The sequence below is a fragment of the Silvimonas iriomotensis genome (assembly GCF_014645535.1).
In the GTDB taxonomy this organism is placed as follows: Bacteria; Pseudomonadota; Gammaproteobacteria; order Burkholderiales; family Chitinibacteraceae; genus Silvimonas; species Silvimonas iriomotensis.
Genome location: NZ_BMLX01000002.1, coordinates 171,340 through 186,444 on the forward strand (window position 1 = coordinate 171,340; position 15,105 = coordinate 186,444).

The window sequence follows — 15,105 nt, forward strand, 5'->3', positions numbered from 1 at the left end:
CTAAAGTTAAACGGTGAAAACCTTATAAACACAGTACGTCGCGCCAGCCGCACGTATTCGGGACAAGGGGAAAGACATGAGCCAGCGCGCACAGTGGGGGCATTTGCGCACACGCATCATTCTGGTGGCCGGCGCCGCCATCTTTATCGGCTTTGCCATCATGGTCGGGCTCCTGGTGAAGATGAGCTATGACCGCGCCCGGCAAAGCGGTTTTGAACTGGCGCAGCAACAGGCCAACGGCTACGCGCAGACCGTGCAGAACCAGCTTGATCGCACCTTGCTGCTGCCACGGCGCCTGGCCAACAGCATGATGGGCCTGAAGGCCATCGGCAAACCCGATCGCAAAATGGCCGACAACATCATGATGCGCATGCTGGACGACGCCCCCGGCGTGACCGGTTTGTGGATGGTATGGGAGCCCAACGCCTTTGACGGCGACGACAACGCTTACCGCCTGGACTGGCCGCGCAACGATCCGACCGGCCGTTATATCCCGTACATCATCCGCAAAGACGGCAAAGCGGCGCCGGACAACATGACCGACAGCGCCAAGGTCAAGGAATTTCCCAAGTATCACGATCACCCGGAGACCTATGTCCCGGATTACGAAAAACCGGGCTGGGGCGACTTTTATTACGTCCCCAAGCAGCGCCAGCGCGACACCATTACCGAGCCCTTCCCGTATGAAGTCGGCACCATCAAGGCGCTGGAAAGCTCGCTGGTCTATGTGATCAAGGACGACAGCGGCAAATTCCTGGGCGTTGCAGCCGCAGACTTGATGCTCGATGACCTGCAAAAAGAACTCTCGGCCGTACACCCTTATGACACCGGCTACGTCACGCTGCTGTCTGAAGGCGGCTTGTATGTCGCCGCCAAAGACCCGGCCGTGCTGGGCAAACCGGTGGCCGCCGGCACGCCACTGGCCGATTACGTCGGCAAGGTCAAAGCAGGTGAAGATTTCCAGATTGAAGGCAAGGAATACACGCACTTTTTCCACGCGATCAAGGTCGGCAATACCGGCCAGTTCTGGTCGCTGGGTGTGAGCGTGCCGACCGACGCCATCACCGCCCCGGCCGTGCGCTTGCGCAATATCGCCGTGATCATTGCCATTGTGGCGCTGGTGGTGATTCTGCTGGTGATCTCTGGCGTGGTGACGGCGCTGACCCGGCCCTTGAACCGGCTGGCCGGCACCATGGAAGAACTGGCCTCCGGTCAGGGTGATCTGACCGCGCATATCACCGTCACCAACCGCGATGAAATCGGCCAGACGGCCGACGCCTTCAACCGCTTTATCAAGAGCCTGCACGACATGTTTGTGCAGGTACGCCAGGAAAGCCAGGCGGTGTCGCAATCGGCCACGCAACTGGCCAGCTCTGCCGATACCGTCAAGCGTTCTTCACAACAGCAGTCAGAAGCTTCCAGCGCGACGGCGGCCGGCGTGGAAGAAGTCACCGTCAGCATCCAGCACATTGCCGATACCGCCAACCAGGCCGAAGCCCTGGCGCGGGAGACCGGCGAGCTGACGCAAACCAGCGCGCAAACCGTGCAGCATGTGGCCAGTAATATCGCCAATGTCACGCAGACCATGAATGCCCTGACCGAACGGATGGCGCAGCTTGGACAGCGCTCGCAAGAGGTCAGCACCATTGTCAAAGTGATTACCGATATTGCCGAACAGACCAACCTGCTGGCCCTGAATGCCGCCATTGAAGCCGCGCGCGCCGGGGATGCCGGCCGCGGCTTTGCGGTGGTGGCTGACGAAGTGCGCAAACTGGCCGCGCGCACCGGCGAAGCCACGCATGAAATCACCAATATTGTGAACGCCATCCGCACTGATACCCAGGAAGCCATCACCGACGTGAACGGTACGCGTGATCAGGTGGTCAGCAGCGTCAGCGTGACCGAAGAAGCCAACAGCACCATGCTGCAGGTCAGCAACCACACCGGCGACCTGGTCACCCGCATGGTGGACATCGCCGCAGCCACGCGCGAGCAATCGTCCGCCAGCGTGGATATTGCGCAGAACGTCGAACGCATCAGCAATATGGCGCAGGGCAACGGCGCGGTGGTCGATGAGATGGCAACGGCGGTGAAACGGCTCAATGAGCTGGCCGCCAATCTGGAACGGCTGGTGGGGAATTTCCGGCTGTGAGGTGTGAGGTGTGAGGTGTGAGGTGTGAGGTGTGAGGTGTGAGGTGTGAGGTGTGAGGTGTGAGGTGTGAGGTGTGAGGTGTGAGGTGTGAGGTGTGAGGTGTGAGGTGTGCAGAGTGTACGGCGGGGTTTGCGGGTTGCAACTGCTATTTCAGGCGCCGCACCACTTTCATGTGCCCCACCACCTCGTCATTCCGGACCTCGGCGGCCGCCCTGGCCGGAATCCAGCGCATCACCACCCACAACCCAAAAACAAAAAGCCGGCCTCGCATTACTGCAGGCCGGCTTTTTCGTCTCAATCAAGCCTCAGGCGCTGGCGTCCGGCTGGGCGTCGTCCTTCTTTTCTTCCAGCATTTCTTCAATCTTTTCTGCGCCTTTGAAACCAGCCACAGCCGCAATGCCCTTGGTCAGCAGACCGGCATCCGGGTCTACTTTTTCGGTGGCCTCTACGGCGGCAATTGCGCCGGCAACTTCGCCAATGGTGTCCAGAATACCCATGATCAAGCCCTCATCGTCGTTGAACGTGATTTACCACTGCTTGTGAAAAGGAATATTGGAGTAGGTGCGGTTGAGTGCTGCAGTTGATTGTACTTGCGCACTGCGGCAAGGGCGCATTGCTGCGCCGGACGGTCAGCAACCCATACTAGATATCGACCTTGCCGCGCAGGGCCTTGATCTGCCCGCGCTGCACTTTCTGGTCGGTGCGCTTGCGGCGCGCGCTGTAGCTGGGTTTGGTGGCATAGCGCGCTTTGGGCACCACGCCAGCGTCGTGGATCAACGTCACCAGCCGGGCAATGGCGGCTTCGCGGTTCATGTCCTGGCTGCGGTATTCCTGCGCCTTGATTACGATCACCCCTTCTTGCGTGATCAGGTGATGGCTCATGGCCAGCAAAGCCGCCTTGTAATGCTCAGGCAGGCTGGAGGCGCGAATATCAAACCGCAGGTGGATGGCACTGGAGGTTTTGTTGACATGCTGACCACCCGCGCCTTGCGCGCGGATGGCGGTCACCGAGTATTCATCGTGCCCGATCGATACCCGGGCGGTGATGGGCAAGCGCGGGCTGGTCACCGTTACTTGCTGGCGTCGTCGATCTGCTTGCGGGCAGCGTCGTCTTGCTGCAGCACGGTACTTTCAACGCCCTTGGCTTTTTCCAGATCCTTGCGCGCTTCCGGCGCAATTTTCGGGGCATCGGGCGACGGGCCACAGGCGGCCAGCGCAGTCAGGGCAACGGTACACAACAAAAGGGTCTTGAGCATGGTGGTTATCCGGTCATCGAGGTACTGATCTGGTCACTGCCGGCCGCGCGGCCATACAGTTGTCATTACCTTACCCGAGAGCGGCCCCGCCTGGCAAAACGGCCATCGCAACAGCGGCGCCACAGGGCGGATAAGCCACGCCCTGCCCGGCCCGGTCACAGTTGTCTGGCGGTGAAGGTATTGCACTCATCCACGCTGCCGGTTTCAAACCCCTTGCGGAACCAGCGCTGGCGTTGCTCGGAAGAGCCATGGGTGAAGGAATCAGGCGCCACACTGCGGCCGGCATTGCGTTGCAGTGTGTCGTCGCCAATGGCATTGGCGGCCACCAGCGCTTGCTCCATATCCTGGCCATTCACCAGTTGCCGTTGCTGGGCATCATGCCCCCACACGCCGGCAAAACAGTCGGCCTGCAGTTCCAGCCGCACCGATAGCGCATTGGCAGCAGCCTTGCCCACGCTGGTTTGCCGTTCATGCACCTTGGCCGAGATCCCCAGCAGGTTCTGCACGTGGTGCCCCACTTCATGGGCGATCACATACGACTCGGCAAACTGGCCGGGCGCGCCGAAACGGGTATTGAGTTCATCAAAGAAGTTGCGATCCAGATACAGCTTGCTGTCTGTCGGGCAATAGAACGGACCGACCGCCGAGGTAGTGTAGCCGCAGCCTGAATCCACCGCGCCACGGAACAGCACCAGACGCGGCGGCCGATAAGTGCGGCCGGATGCCTTGAAAATACGGCCCCAGGTGTCTTCGGTATCGCCCAGCACCCTGGCGACAAACACCTTGCCCGGATCATTGGGGTTCACCGGACGCGCTGGCGTTTGCTGCTGCACTTGCGGTGCGCCGCCGCCTGACAACTGCGAGATCAGCCCCAGCATTTCGATCGGGCTTTTGCCAAACAGCATGCCCACGACCACCACGGCCACAATCCCGCCGATCCCCAGCCGCAGCCCGCCGCCGCCAAAGCCGCCACCGCCAAAGCCGCCACCGCCCCCGCCTGCGCTACTGTTCTCGCGGTCTTCGACGTTACTGCTCTCGCGCATGTCATTCCAGCGCATGGTGGGTTACTCCTGTGCGATTGTTGAATGTTCTGTTGCCTGGAGCATAGCCGCAGCCATGCGCCCTGGCGATAGCGCCGTGGCGGAAAACTGGCGGACGGCCGGCATGCTCGAAAGCCTTGATAGCGGGGCCGGGCAGCAAGCTGCTAGCATGCCGGCTCGTTCAAGAGGTGTTCTCATGCTTTCCGGCCGCGGTGTCGTGTTTTCTGCAGGTGCTTCCATCATTTTTGCCACGCTGGGCTGGTATTCCACCCTGCTGCGTCCGCTCGACGGCATGGCGATTGTGGCCTGGCGCATTATCTGGACTGTGCCGGCCATGGTGGTGGCGCTGGTGCTGCTGGGGCAGATGAGCCGCTTCAGAACGCTGATCAGCCGCTTCAAAAGCGAGCCCCGGTTGTGGTGGGTGGTGCCGCTGTGCGCCTTCTTGATGTTCATCCAGCAATGGATTTTCATGTGGGCGCCGCAAGTGGGCCGGCTGATGGAAGTCTCGCTGGGATACTTCTTGCTGCCATTGGTGATGGTGGTGATCGGCTTTGTGTTCTACCACGAACGCCCCAGCCGCCTGCAATGGCTGGCCGTCGCCTTTGCTGCCGTCGGCGTCATTCATGAACTGTGGCTGACCCGGGCTTTTTCCTGGGTCACCCTGATTACTGCGGTGGGCTACCCGCCTTATCTGATGCTGCGCCGCTGGGTAAAACTGGACCCGGTCGCGGGCTTTTTGCTTGAAGTCCTGTGCATTGTGCCGGTGGTGGCCTGGTATCTGCTCACCCATGCCGACGCCACCCAGGCGCTGATCACCAAGCCCGCCCTGTGGGGCATGCTGCCGTTGCTGGGCATCATGACCGCCGCCGCCTTTGCCTTGTATCTGGCCGCCAGCAAACTGCTGCCGATGGGTGTGCTGGGGATTCTGGGCTATGTCGAGCCCGTGTTGCTGTTCTTCATTTCCATCCTGTTCCTGGGCGAGCCCTTTACCATGGCGGGCCTGGGTACCTATGTGCCGATCTGGATCGCGGTACTGCTTACCTGCGGGCATAGCGCGCTGACCTTGCAACGGCAGCGCAGTACAAACTGATCCGGCAAAGACAGGCGCATGCCGTCCCGCCGCGCGCAGCGCCAGCTGGTCGAATAAGCCGGCGCTGCAGCCCCAAGCCATGCCAGACTGGGCGGATACCGCCTTTTTCGGACCAACCCGCCATGCGCCGCCTCTTGCCCGTTCTTTGCCTTGCCCTGGCTTGCGCCACGGCCCATGCAGACCAACGCTATAGCTGGGCCTGCCATGACAGCCACGGTAAAGCGCCACCCGGCAAAACCATCGCCGCCCTGCTCGCCCCCGGGCAACGCCATTTCATCCTGGGTGAAGACGGCCCGACCCGGCAGTTGATCGGCGTGAAACAGGCCGGCGTGTGCAGCGCCGCCACACTGGTGGTCAACGGCACACGGTACGATTGCGTGCCGGCACGCCCGGTAGATGGTCAAGGCCGGCCAGGCGCCCCCGTCAAACGGGCCGATTGCGACACCGCCGGCCAATAAGCCGCGCAAGTCTTTGGTACACTGACGCACGTCACCGCCCCGATACCAGAGCCTGCCCATCCCTCTCATGACCGAACAGCTCACACCCGGTTTGCTGGTGCTGCATGGCAACCGGCTGGAAGACCTGCGCACCACGGTTTTCGGCTGGATTACCGCCCATCCGCTGGCCCCGCTGGAAGAAGAAATCCTGCTGGTCCAGAGCAACAGCATTGCAGAGTGGCTCAAACTCTCGCTGGCGCAAGAGACCGGGATCAGCGCGGCCGCATCAGTGCAATTGCCCTCGCAATTCTTGTGGCGTACCTATCGCAAAATGCTGGGGCCGGTGGCCGTGCCGCCCGTCTCGCCGCTGGATAAATCACCGCTGGCCTGGCGCTTGATGCGCATCTTGCCCACGCTGCTGGCCGCGCCGCACTTTGCGCCGTTGCGGCAGTTTCTGCATGACAACGACGCCGGTCGCCTGTGGCAACTGGCGCAAAAGCTGGCCGATCTGTTCGACCAGTACCAGGTCTACCGCGCTGACTGGCTGACCGACTGGGCCGCCGGGCAGGATCAATTGCGCCGGGCCGATGGCAACATCACGCCGCTGCAGGAAGACCAGCGCTGGCAAGCCGCGCTGTGGCGGGCGCTGCTGGCAGATGTGCCAGAACACCTGCGCCACACCAGTCGCGACGCCATCCACACCCGGTTTATCGAGGCCATCCAGCGTGGCGACGCCCCGGTGAGCGCCTTGCCGCGCCGCGTGGTGCTGTTCGGCGTGTCGGCCCTGCCCATGCAGACTTTGCAAGCGCTGGCGGCGCTGGCCGAACGCTGTCAGGTGATCCTGGCGGTGCCCAACCCCTGCCAGTTTCACTGGGCCGATATCATTGATGGCCGCGAATTGTTGCGCGCGGCACGGCGGCGGCATGGTTTGCGTAGCGGCGTGGATTTATCCCGCATGCAGTTGTCGGAAATGCATGCGCAAAGCAACCCGTTATTGGCGGCCTGGGGCCGGCAAGGGCGGGATTTTGTACGCATGCTCGATGAGTTTGACGACGCGCTGGCGGCGCAACAACGCTTTCCTGATACCCGCATCGACCTGTTTGACGACGGCCCCGGCACGACCATGCTGGCGCAAGTCCAGGCCCGCATCCGCGATCTGCAAGCGCCTGATGGCGAACACACGCCCGTTAGCGCGGCTGATCGCTCCATTGTGTTTCACGTTGCCCACAGCGCGCAGCGTGAGGTTGAAATCCTGCACGACCAGTTGCTGGACCTGTTCGCCCAACCTGACCCGCAATCGCCGCTCACCCCGCGGGATGTGGTGGTCATGGTGCCGGATATCGAGACATTTGCGCCGGCCATTGAAGCCGTGTTCGGCCAGTACGAACGCAACGATCCGCGCTTTGTGCCCTGGCTGATTGCCGACCAGAAAAACCGCGGCATCAACCCGCTGCTCAAGGCGCTGGAATGGTTGCTGCGCTTGCCGGAGCAGCGCTGTCGCCTCTCTGAAGTACGCGACCTGTTTGACGTCCCGGCCCTGGCCCGGCGCTTTGGCGTGGCCGATGCCGATCTGGAACGGCTGGCGCAATGGAGTATCGGCGCCGGCGTGCGCTGGGGCTTGTCGGGCGAGCAACGCGCGCAACTGGGTCTGGCTGCGGTGGGCGAGCAGAATTCCTGGCTGTTTGGCCTGCGCCGCATGCTGCTGGGCTTTGCCAGCGGCGACGACGCCCCGTTTGCCGGGATCGAACCGTATGGCGAGGTTGGCGGGCTGGATGCCGCTGTCGCCGGTTCTCTGGCCGCGCTGGTTGAACAACTGATCAACTGGAGTGCCAGCCTGCAACAAGCGCGCACGCCTGGCGAGTGGAGCGAAGCCGGCCGCGCCTTGCTGGCCGCGTTTTTTGAATCGGCCAATGATAGCGAGCGGCTGACGTTGATCGCCGTCGATACCGCCCTGCAACGCTGGCTGCACGCGTGCGAGCTGGCCGGTTACACCGATCCGGTGGCGCTGCCGGTGCTGCGTGAAGCCTGGCTGGGCCAGGTGGATGAGCCCACGCTGGACAAACGCTTTCTGGCCGGCGGCGTCACGTTCTGCACCTTGCTGCCGATGCGTGCCATCCCCTTCCAGGTGGTCTGCCTGCTGGGCATGAACGATGGCGATTATCCGCGCCAGAATCAGCGGGCAGATTTTGACTTGCTGGCCACGCCCGGCCAGTACCGCCCCGGCGATCGCTCGCGGCGCGATGATGACCGCTATCTGATGCTGGAAGCCTTGCTGGCGGCCCGCCGCCAGTTGTATATCAGCTGGGCCGGGCACAGCCCGCGTGACAACAGCGAGCAACCGGCGTCGGTGCTGGTCTCGCAACTGCGTGATTATCTGGCCGCCAACTGGCAGGCCGGCGTGGTGGAACGCCTGACCACGCATCACCCCTTGCAACCCTTCAGCCGCCGTTATTTTGAGGGTGGTCAGCTGCATACCTGGGTGCGGGAATGGCGTGACGCGCATCAGCAAACCGGCAACGCCCCCGGCGCGACACCGGACAACGCGCCGGAAACCCGCAAGCAGGTCAACCTTTCGCTGTTGCGGCAATTCCTGGCCAACCCGGTCAAAGTGTATTTCCAGGAAGTGCTGCAGGTGCGGTTTGAAGACCTGACGCTGGTTGAAGACAACGAAGAACCCTTTGACCTGGATGGCCTGCAAACCTGGCAAATGGTAGCGCAATGGCTGGATCAAGCCAGCGCTACGCCAGACCCGGCCGCGCTGGAGCACGCCGCCATTCGCTCGGGGCGTAGCGGCCAGTTGCCGATCGGCCCCATGGGTGAACGCGAGCGAGCCAAACTGATGGCGCAAGTGCAACCCATGTGGGCGCGCTGGCTCAAGCTCATGACTGCGTGGCCGGATGACGCCTCTCGCGTCTTGCTCCAGGCCAGTCATGCCGATATCGCCCTGGAAGACTGGCTGGATGGCCTGCGCCAGCGCGATGGTCAGACCGGCTGGCTGATGCTCAACCCGGGCAAGCTGACCGACAAAAAGGGCGCGCCGCGTGCCGACAAACTGCTGCTGCCCTGGCTGCGCCAACTGGTGACCGCCGCGGCCGGCCTGCCCATGACGGGCGTGATTGTCGCGCGCGATGCGGTCCTCACCCTGGGCCAGCCGGATGCCGAAAGCGCCCAGGCCACGCTGCAGCACTTGCTGGCGGCATGGGCCGAGGGCATGACCCGGCCACTGCCGTTTGCCGTGGCCACAGCACTGGCTGCATTGTCGGACAACGGCAAGCCGGCCGATGTTTACGAAGGTGCCAGCATGATCAGCATCGCGCCGGAATCGGCCGAGCCCTGCCTGGCACGCATCTGGCCAGACTTCGCCACGCTCAGCCACAGCGGCGAGTTCCAGCAGTATGCCCAAACCCTGTTTGCGCCTCTTGCACAGTGGGCGACCGAACACATTCAGGTCGAGCTGCAGTGCGGCGAGGACGAGGAAGCCGATCATGCCTGACGCCAATCGCCTGCAGGCGATCTCTTTTGAGCTTTACGGCAGCCGGCTGATCGAGGCCAGCGCCGGCACCGGCAAGACCTGGACCATTGCCGCGCTGTATATCCGGCTGATCCTGGGGCACGGCGGGGCCAATGCCTTTGCCACCCCGCTGCTGCCAGCGCAGATTCTGGTCATGACCTTTACCCGCGCCGCCACGCGTGAGTTGTCCGACCGCATCCGCGCCCGTTTGCTGCATGCGGCGCGGTGTTTCCGCGACGAAGAACAACCCGCCGCGCAAGACACCTTCTTGCGCGAGGTGCTGGCCAGTTACGACGATGCCACCATGCGCAACGAGGCCGCCCACCGCCTTGCCATGGCCGCCGACGCCATGGACGATGCTGCCGTGTTCACCATTGATGCATGGTGCCAGCGCATGCTGCGTGAACATGCGTTTGATAGCGGCAACCTGTTTGATGAATCCTTGCTGCAAAACGAGGACGAACTACGGCTGGACGCCACGCGGGACTATTGGCGCGAGCACGTCTACCAGCTTGATCCGCAGTGTGTGGATGCCATCCTCGCCGTCGCTGCCACGCCAGACGGCCTTGCCCGGCGCCTGGGTGAACTGTTGCGACTGGATGAGCGCCCGGCGCCGCCACCTGGCTTTTTTGCGCAGCTGCGCCAGGTGGTGGCAGAAGTGGCAGAACTGGAAAACGCCGCCCGCGCGGCCTGGCTGGCCGATGACGAACGCCTTACCCAGGTCTGGGAAGACGCCTTTGCCAATGAATGGCTGCAAAAACCCAAGTACAACCACGCCAAAAGCCCTTTTGCCGCGCGCCTTGCCGCCGTGCGCGGCTGGGCGGCGGGCGCTGTAGCCAGCAAGTCGCTGCTGGACACCTGGCTGCCCAATATGGCGCCCACCGAGGCCCACTTCAGGAAATCCACCACCGCAGCCCAGCGTGACTTGCTGGTGCACCCTTGGCAAACGCATCTGCTGCGCTGGCTGGAAGCCCGCCAGGCGCTGCCGGCGTTGCAGGCCGGCGTGCTGGTCCATGCCGCCGACTGGGTCGCCCACCGCATGAGCCAGCTGAAAAAGCAGCAAGGCGTATACAGCTTTGCCGACATGCTGCAGCGGCTGGATCACGCGCTGGCCGGCCCCAACGGCGCCACGCTGCGGGAACGGATTCTGGCCCAGTACCCGGTGGCGCTGATCGACGAATTCCAGGATACCTCGCCGCGCCAGTACCGCATTTTTGACCGGCTTTACCGGGCTGCCGACAACAATCCGGCACAGGCGCTCTTGTTGATTGGCGACCCCAAGCAATCCATTTACGGTTTTCGCGGCGCCGATATTTACAGTTATTTGCAGGCCCGGCGCGCCACGGCCGGTCGGCACTATGTGCTGGACACCAATTTTCGCTCCACCGCCGGCCTTGTGCGGGGTGTGAACCGCTTGTTTGAATATGCGGAAACCAGCTTCGAGCAAGGCGCGTTCCGCTTTCGCACGGGGGAAGACAACCCGTTGCCGTTTGAATCGGTCAATGCGGCGGGCCGTGCCGAACAACTGGTGCGCCATGCCGGCCCGGTAGCCCCCGTCACCGTCTGGCACGGGCCGGAAAAGCTGCCCGGCAAGCTGTACCAGCAACACTTTGCCGCACTGTGCGCCGAGGAAATCGTCACCCTCTTGAACGATCCGGGCGCCGGCTTTGCCATGGACAGCGGCCTGCGGCGGCTGGAGCCAGCTGACATTGCGGTGCTGGTGCGGTCCGGCAAAGAGGCCGCTGTGGTCCGCCGCGCGTTGCAGCAACGCGGTGTGGCCAGCGTGTATTTGTCTGATTCCGACTCGGTTTTTGACAGCGACGAAGCTGCCGACCTGTTGCGCTGGCTGATGGCCGTGGCCGACCCGCTTGATGGCCACCGCGCCCGCGCCGCCTGGGCAACCGCCATGGCTGATCTGGACCTGCCCACGCTCACCCGCCTGGCCAGCGACGATCTGGAATGGGAACGCCGGCTGGAAACGCTCAAGGCACTGCGCCAGCGCTGGAAGCGTTACGGCGTGCTGGCCATGGTGCGCGACCTGCTGCATACGCTGCAATTGCCGGCGCGTTTGTTGCCGCTGCCCGGCGGGGAACGCCGGCTGACCAACCTGTTGCACCTGGCCGAACTGCTGCAGCACGCCAGCCAGCAACTGGAAGGCGAACAGGCGCTGATTCGCTGGTTTGCCGAACAGATCACCGGTACGCGTGAATCGGGCGATGAAAAAATAGTGCGGCTGGAAAGCGACGCGGACCTTGTCAAAGTTGTCACCGTGCACAAGTCCAAAGGCCTGGAATACGCGCTGGTGTTCATGCCGTTTGCCACCTCCTGGTTTGAAGCGCGTGATGTGACGGTGATCCGTTATGTGGATGAAGCCGGCCAGCCGCAACTGGACTTCAACAAGGCCGAACACGCCAAAGCGGCGGCCGATACCGCCCGTCTGCAGGAAGATCTACGCCTGTTTTACGTTGCCGCCACCCGCGCGCGCCATGCGCTGTGGCTGGGGGTGAACGAGTTCCTTTCCGGTACCAGCCCCAGGTTGCAGCGCAGTGCGATCGGCTATCTGCTGACCGCGGGTAATGCGCTGTCAGAACTCAACCTGGCCCAGGCCTTGCAGCAGTTGAAGGGCGAGACGCCAGAGATCTTCCTGCAAGCCATTACGCCGGACGAACCCCCGCTCACCCGCATGGCATCACGGGGCCATGCTGCCCCGCTGGTCGAGGCCCCGTTCTATCAAGGCCAGATTGATACCCGCTGGCAGATTGCCAGTTTCTCTGGCCTGATCCGCGACATGCAGCACGCCGCCGCACCCGTACCGGAAACCGCCCGCGACGAAACCCTGCAAGAAAGTGCCGGCGACACCACGCCAGCCACCGGGCCGGCTGATAACGCGCCGTGGCACCAGTTCCCCCGCGGCGCCCTGCCCGGCACCTTGCTGCACGATCAGCTGGAATGGCTGGCCAGCGAGGGCTTTGCGCTGGTCGACCAGGCCCCGCAAGACTTTGCCGAATGGCTGGGCCGCCGCTGCGAGCGTCTGGGCTGGGCCAACCGTAAAGACGAAGTCGTCACCTGGCTGAGCGAACTGGCGCGCACGCCGCTGCAACCCATCGACACCCCATTGACCGCGCTGACCCATATCCTGCCGGAAATGGAGTTCTGGTTTCCGAACCGGGACATTGCCAGCCAGACCATCGACGCCCTGTGCAGCACGCATTTGCTGGCCGGCCAGCCGCGCCCGCAACTGGCCGCGCGCGAACTGCGCGGCATGATCAAGGGTTACTGCGATCTGGTGTTCGAACACGAAGGCCGCTACTGGATTCTGGATTACAAATCCAACGCGCTAGGCGCGGGCGATGCCGATTACACCCTTGATGCGCTTGAGCGCGCCATGGCGGCGCACCGTTACGACGTGCAAGCGGCGCTCTACCTGCTGGCCCTGCACCGGCTGCTGCAACAGCGCCTTGGCGCGCGCTACCGGCCGCAAGATCACCTGGGCGGCGCCATTTACCTGTTCATGCGCGGCATCAAGGGCCCGCAGCGCGGCAGCTATGTCGTGCCGGCAGACCTTGCCTTGCTGGAACAACTCGACCACGCCATGCGGGAGCCGCAACCATGATCCGCCGTATCGATACGCTCAGTGGCGATCTGTTCGCGGACGCCGCCCCCCTCGTGCTTGACCGCGTAGCGCTGTTTGAACACCTGAACCACTGGACCAGCCAGCACTGGTTGCGCCAGCTGGATACCGCCTTCGCCCGCTTTCTGGCCGACCTGGACCCACAAGCCAGCCCCGCCGTGTTGCTCGCCGCCACCTTGTTGGCGCACATGGAAGGCCGCGGCCACAGTTGCCTGATGCTTGATGAACTGGCGCATGACCCGGCCACCTTGCTGGCCTGGCCCGTGGCAGGCCTGAACGCCTGGCAAAGCATCGCGCCGGCCATGCCTGGCCACGCGGCGGGCTGGCAGGCCGAACTTGGCCGCAGCACCGTTGTGACCACCGATCCGGCCACCAGCAATGCGCCGCTGGTGCTCGCTGGCACGCGACTTTATCTGCGGCGTTATCACGGTTACGAGCAAAGCGTGGCCAATGCGGTGCGGCAGCGGACCGCCCATGCCCAGGGCGAACACGATGCGCTGGTTCGGCAATGGCTGGACCGCTTGTTTGAGCACGACCCCGCCAACCAGCCAGACTGGCAGAAAATGGCCTGCGCCATCGGCACGCGCGGGCAACTGGCGGTCGTCACCGGCGGCCCTGGCACGGGCAAGACCTACACCGTGGCACGCTTGCTGGCCCTGCTGCTGGCCACGGCCGATCACCCCGACACCTTGCGCGTTGCCCTGGCCGCCCCCACCGGCAAAGCGGCGGCGCGGCTGAAACAATCCATTGATGGCGCGCTGCAGGATCTGCAGCAAAAAGTGGGCGCAGATCTGGCGCTGACCGCCTTTGCCGAACGCGTTGGCGCCGCCCGTACCTTGCACAGTTTGCTGGGCGCCCGCCCGGACACCCGCAAGTTCCGCCACCACGCCGGCAACCCGCTGGAAGTGGACGTGCTGATTGTCGACGAAGCCTCGATGATCCACCTGGAAATGATGGCCGCCCTGCTCGACGCCCTGCCGGCCCACGCCAGGTTGATCTTGCTGGGCGACAAAGACCAGTTGGCCTCCGTCGAAGCCGGCGCCGTGCTGGGCGATCTGTGCCGGGATGCCGAAGCAGGCCGTTACACCGGCGCCACCGTGGATTTCGTCAGCCGGACCACCGGCCAGACGCTGCCCGCGCAATACCTGGGTCAAGGCAACGCCCTGGCGCAGCAAACGGTGATGTTGCGCGTCAGCCGCCGTTTTGGCGGCCCCATTGGCCAACTGGCTCTGGCCGTCAACCGTGGCGACGCGCCCGCCGCGCTGGCCGTGCTGATGGACCATCACGCCGCAGTGCAATGGCGCAACCGCGCCAACCCGCAAGCCGTAGTCGAACTCGCCTTGAGTGGCCGCGCCGGCGCGCCTGGTGGTTATGCCAGTTATCTGGAAGTGGTGAAACAGCGCCCGCCGGATGTGCCCGAACACGAAAGCTGGGTACGGGCCGTGCTGGGTGCTTTCGAACGTTTCCGGGTGCTTTGCGCCGTGCGCGAGGGCGACTGGGGCGTAGCCGGCCTGAACAAGGCCATCGAAACCGAACTGGCCCGGCACGACTGGCTGCCGCGCAATCGGGGCGAGTGGTACACCGGCCGCCCGGTCATGATCACCCGCAACGACCCCGGCATGAAGGTCTACAACGGCGACATCGGCATCGCCCTGCCTGACCCCGCCACCGACGCACTGCGAGTGTATTTTCTGGATGGCCAGGACATCCGCTCCGTCCTCGCCAGCCGGCTGGCCGACGTAGAAACCGCCTTCGCCATGACCGTGCACAAATCGCAAGGGTCCGAGTTTGAACACACCGTCCTGGCCCTTCCCGTCGATGCCGGCCAGATTCTGACGCGGGAACTGGTCTACACCGGCATCACCCGCGCCCGCCAGTACTTCACACTGGTCAGCGCCAGCCAGCAAGGGTTTGAAGACGCGCTGGGCCGGCAAACGCGACGGGCCAGCGGCCTGTATGAGGGACTGGCAGGCGCCTGATCACCCCGC

General features: G+C 63.7%; 10 protein-coding genes. 6 read left to right on the forward strand and 4 right to left on the reverse strand.

From position 1 onward, the window contains the following. Positions 1-76 precede the first annotated feature (76 nt). Entirely contained in the window at positions 77-2,152 is a 2,076-nt protein-coding gene (locus tag IEX57_RS07305; RefSeq protein WP_188703634.1) for a methyl-accepting chemotaxis protein, read from the forward strand. 305 nt (positions 2,153-2,457) lie between these two features. On the opposite strand, the gene IEX57_RS07310 is transcribed toward IEX57_RS07305, so the two are convergent. From IEX57_RS07310 to ypfJ, 4 genes are all read right to left on the reverse strand, one after another. After that, entirely contained in the window at positions 2,458-2,649 is a 192-nt protein-coding gene (locus IEX57_RS07310; protein WP_188703635.1) for a hypothetical protein, read from the reverse strand. 145 nt (positions 2,650-2,794) lie between these two features. Continuing rightward, positions 2,795-3,220, reverse strand: coding sequence for an alternative ribosome rescue aminoacyl-tRNA hydrolase ArfB (gene arfB, locus IEX57_RS07315; RefSeq protein ID WP_229708906.1), 426 nt, complete (start codon positions 3,218-3,220; stop codon positions 2,795-2,797). A 2-nt stretch (positions 3,221-3,222) separates the two neighbouring features. Beyond that, complete coding sequence (locus tag IEX57_RS07320; protein WP_188703636.1) at positions 3,223-3,408, reverse strand: hypothetical protein; 186 nt, start codon at positions 3,406-3,408, stop codon at positions 3,223-3,225. A gap of 155 nt (positions 3,409-3,563) precedes the next feature. Continuing rightward, positions 3,564-4,466 (reverse strand): KPN_02809 family neutral zinc metallopeptidase, encoded by a 903-nt coding sequence (gene ypfJ, locus IEX57_RS07325; protein WP_188703637.1) that lies wholly within the window; start codon positions 4,464-4,466, stop codon positions 3,564-3,566. A gap of 178 nt (positions 4,467-4,644) precedes the next feature. Between ypfJ and rarD the strand changes: the two genes are divergently transcribed. The 5 genes from rarD (at position 4,645) to recD (ending at position 15,096) form a co-directional block, all read left to right on the forward strand. Next, positions 4,645-5,538 carry an EamA family transporter RarD gene (gene rarD, locus IEX57_RS07330; protein ID WP_229708907.1) on the forward strand — a complete coding sequence of 298 codons (894 nt, stop codon included), beginning with the start codon at positions 4,645-4,647 and terminating at the stop codon, positions 5,536-5,538. 122 nt (positions 5,539-5,660) lie between these two features. Beyond that, the gene (locus IEX57_RS07335) at positions 5,661-5,996 is read left to right on the forward strand and encodes a hypothetical protein (protein ID WP_188703638.1); all 336 of its coding nucleotides are present in this window, start codon (positions 5,661-5,663) and stop codon (positions 5,994-5,996) included. Positions 5,997-6,063: 67 nt separating this feature from the next. After that, complete coding sequence (gene recC, locus IEX57_RS07340) at positions 6,064-9,468, forward strand: exodeoxyribonuclease V subunit gamma (RefSeq protein ID WP_188703639.1); 3,405 nt, start codon at positions 6,064-6,066, stop codon at positions 9,466-9,468. Next, positions 9,461-13,099: an exodeoxyribonuclease V subunit beta gene (gene recB, locus IEX57_RS07345; RefSeq protein ID WP_188703640.1), complete on the forward strand. Its 3,639-nt coding sequence runs from the start codon at positions 9,461-9,463 to the stop codon at positions 13,097-13,099. The genes recC and recB overlap by 8 nt, the downstream gene beginning before the upstream one ends. Then, positions 13,096-15,096 carry an exodeoxyribonuclease V subunit alpha gene (recD, locus tag IEX57_RS07350; RefSeq protein WP_188703641.1) on the forward strand — a complete coding sequence of 667 codons (2,001 nt, stop codon included), beginning with the start codon at positions 13,096-13,098 and terminating at the stop codon, positions 15,094-15,096. Before recB ends, recD begins: the two co-directional genes overlap by 4 nt. The last annotated feature ends 9 nt before the right edge of the window (positions 15,097-15,105 follow it).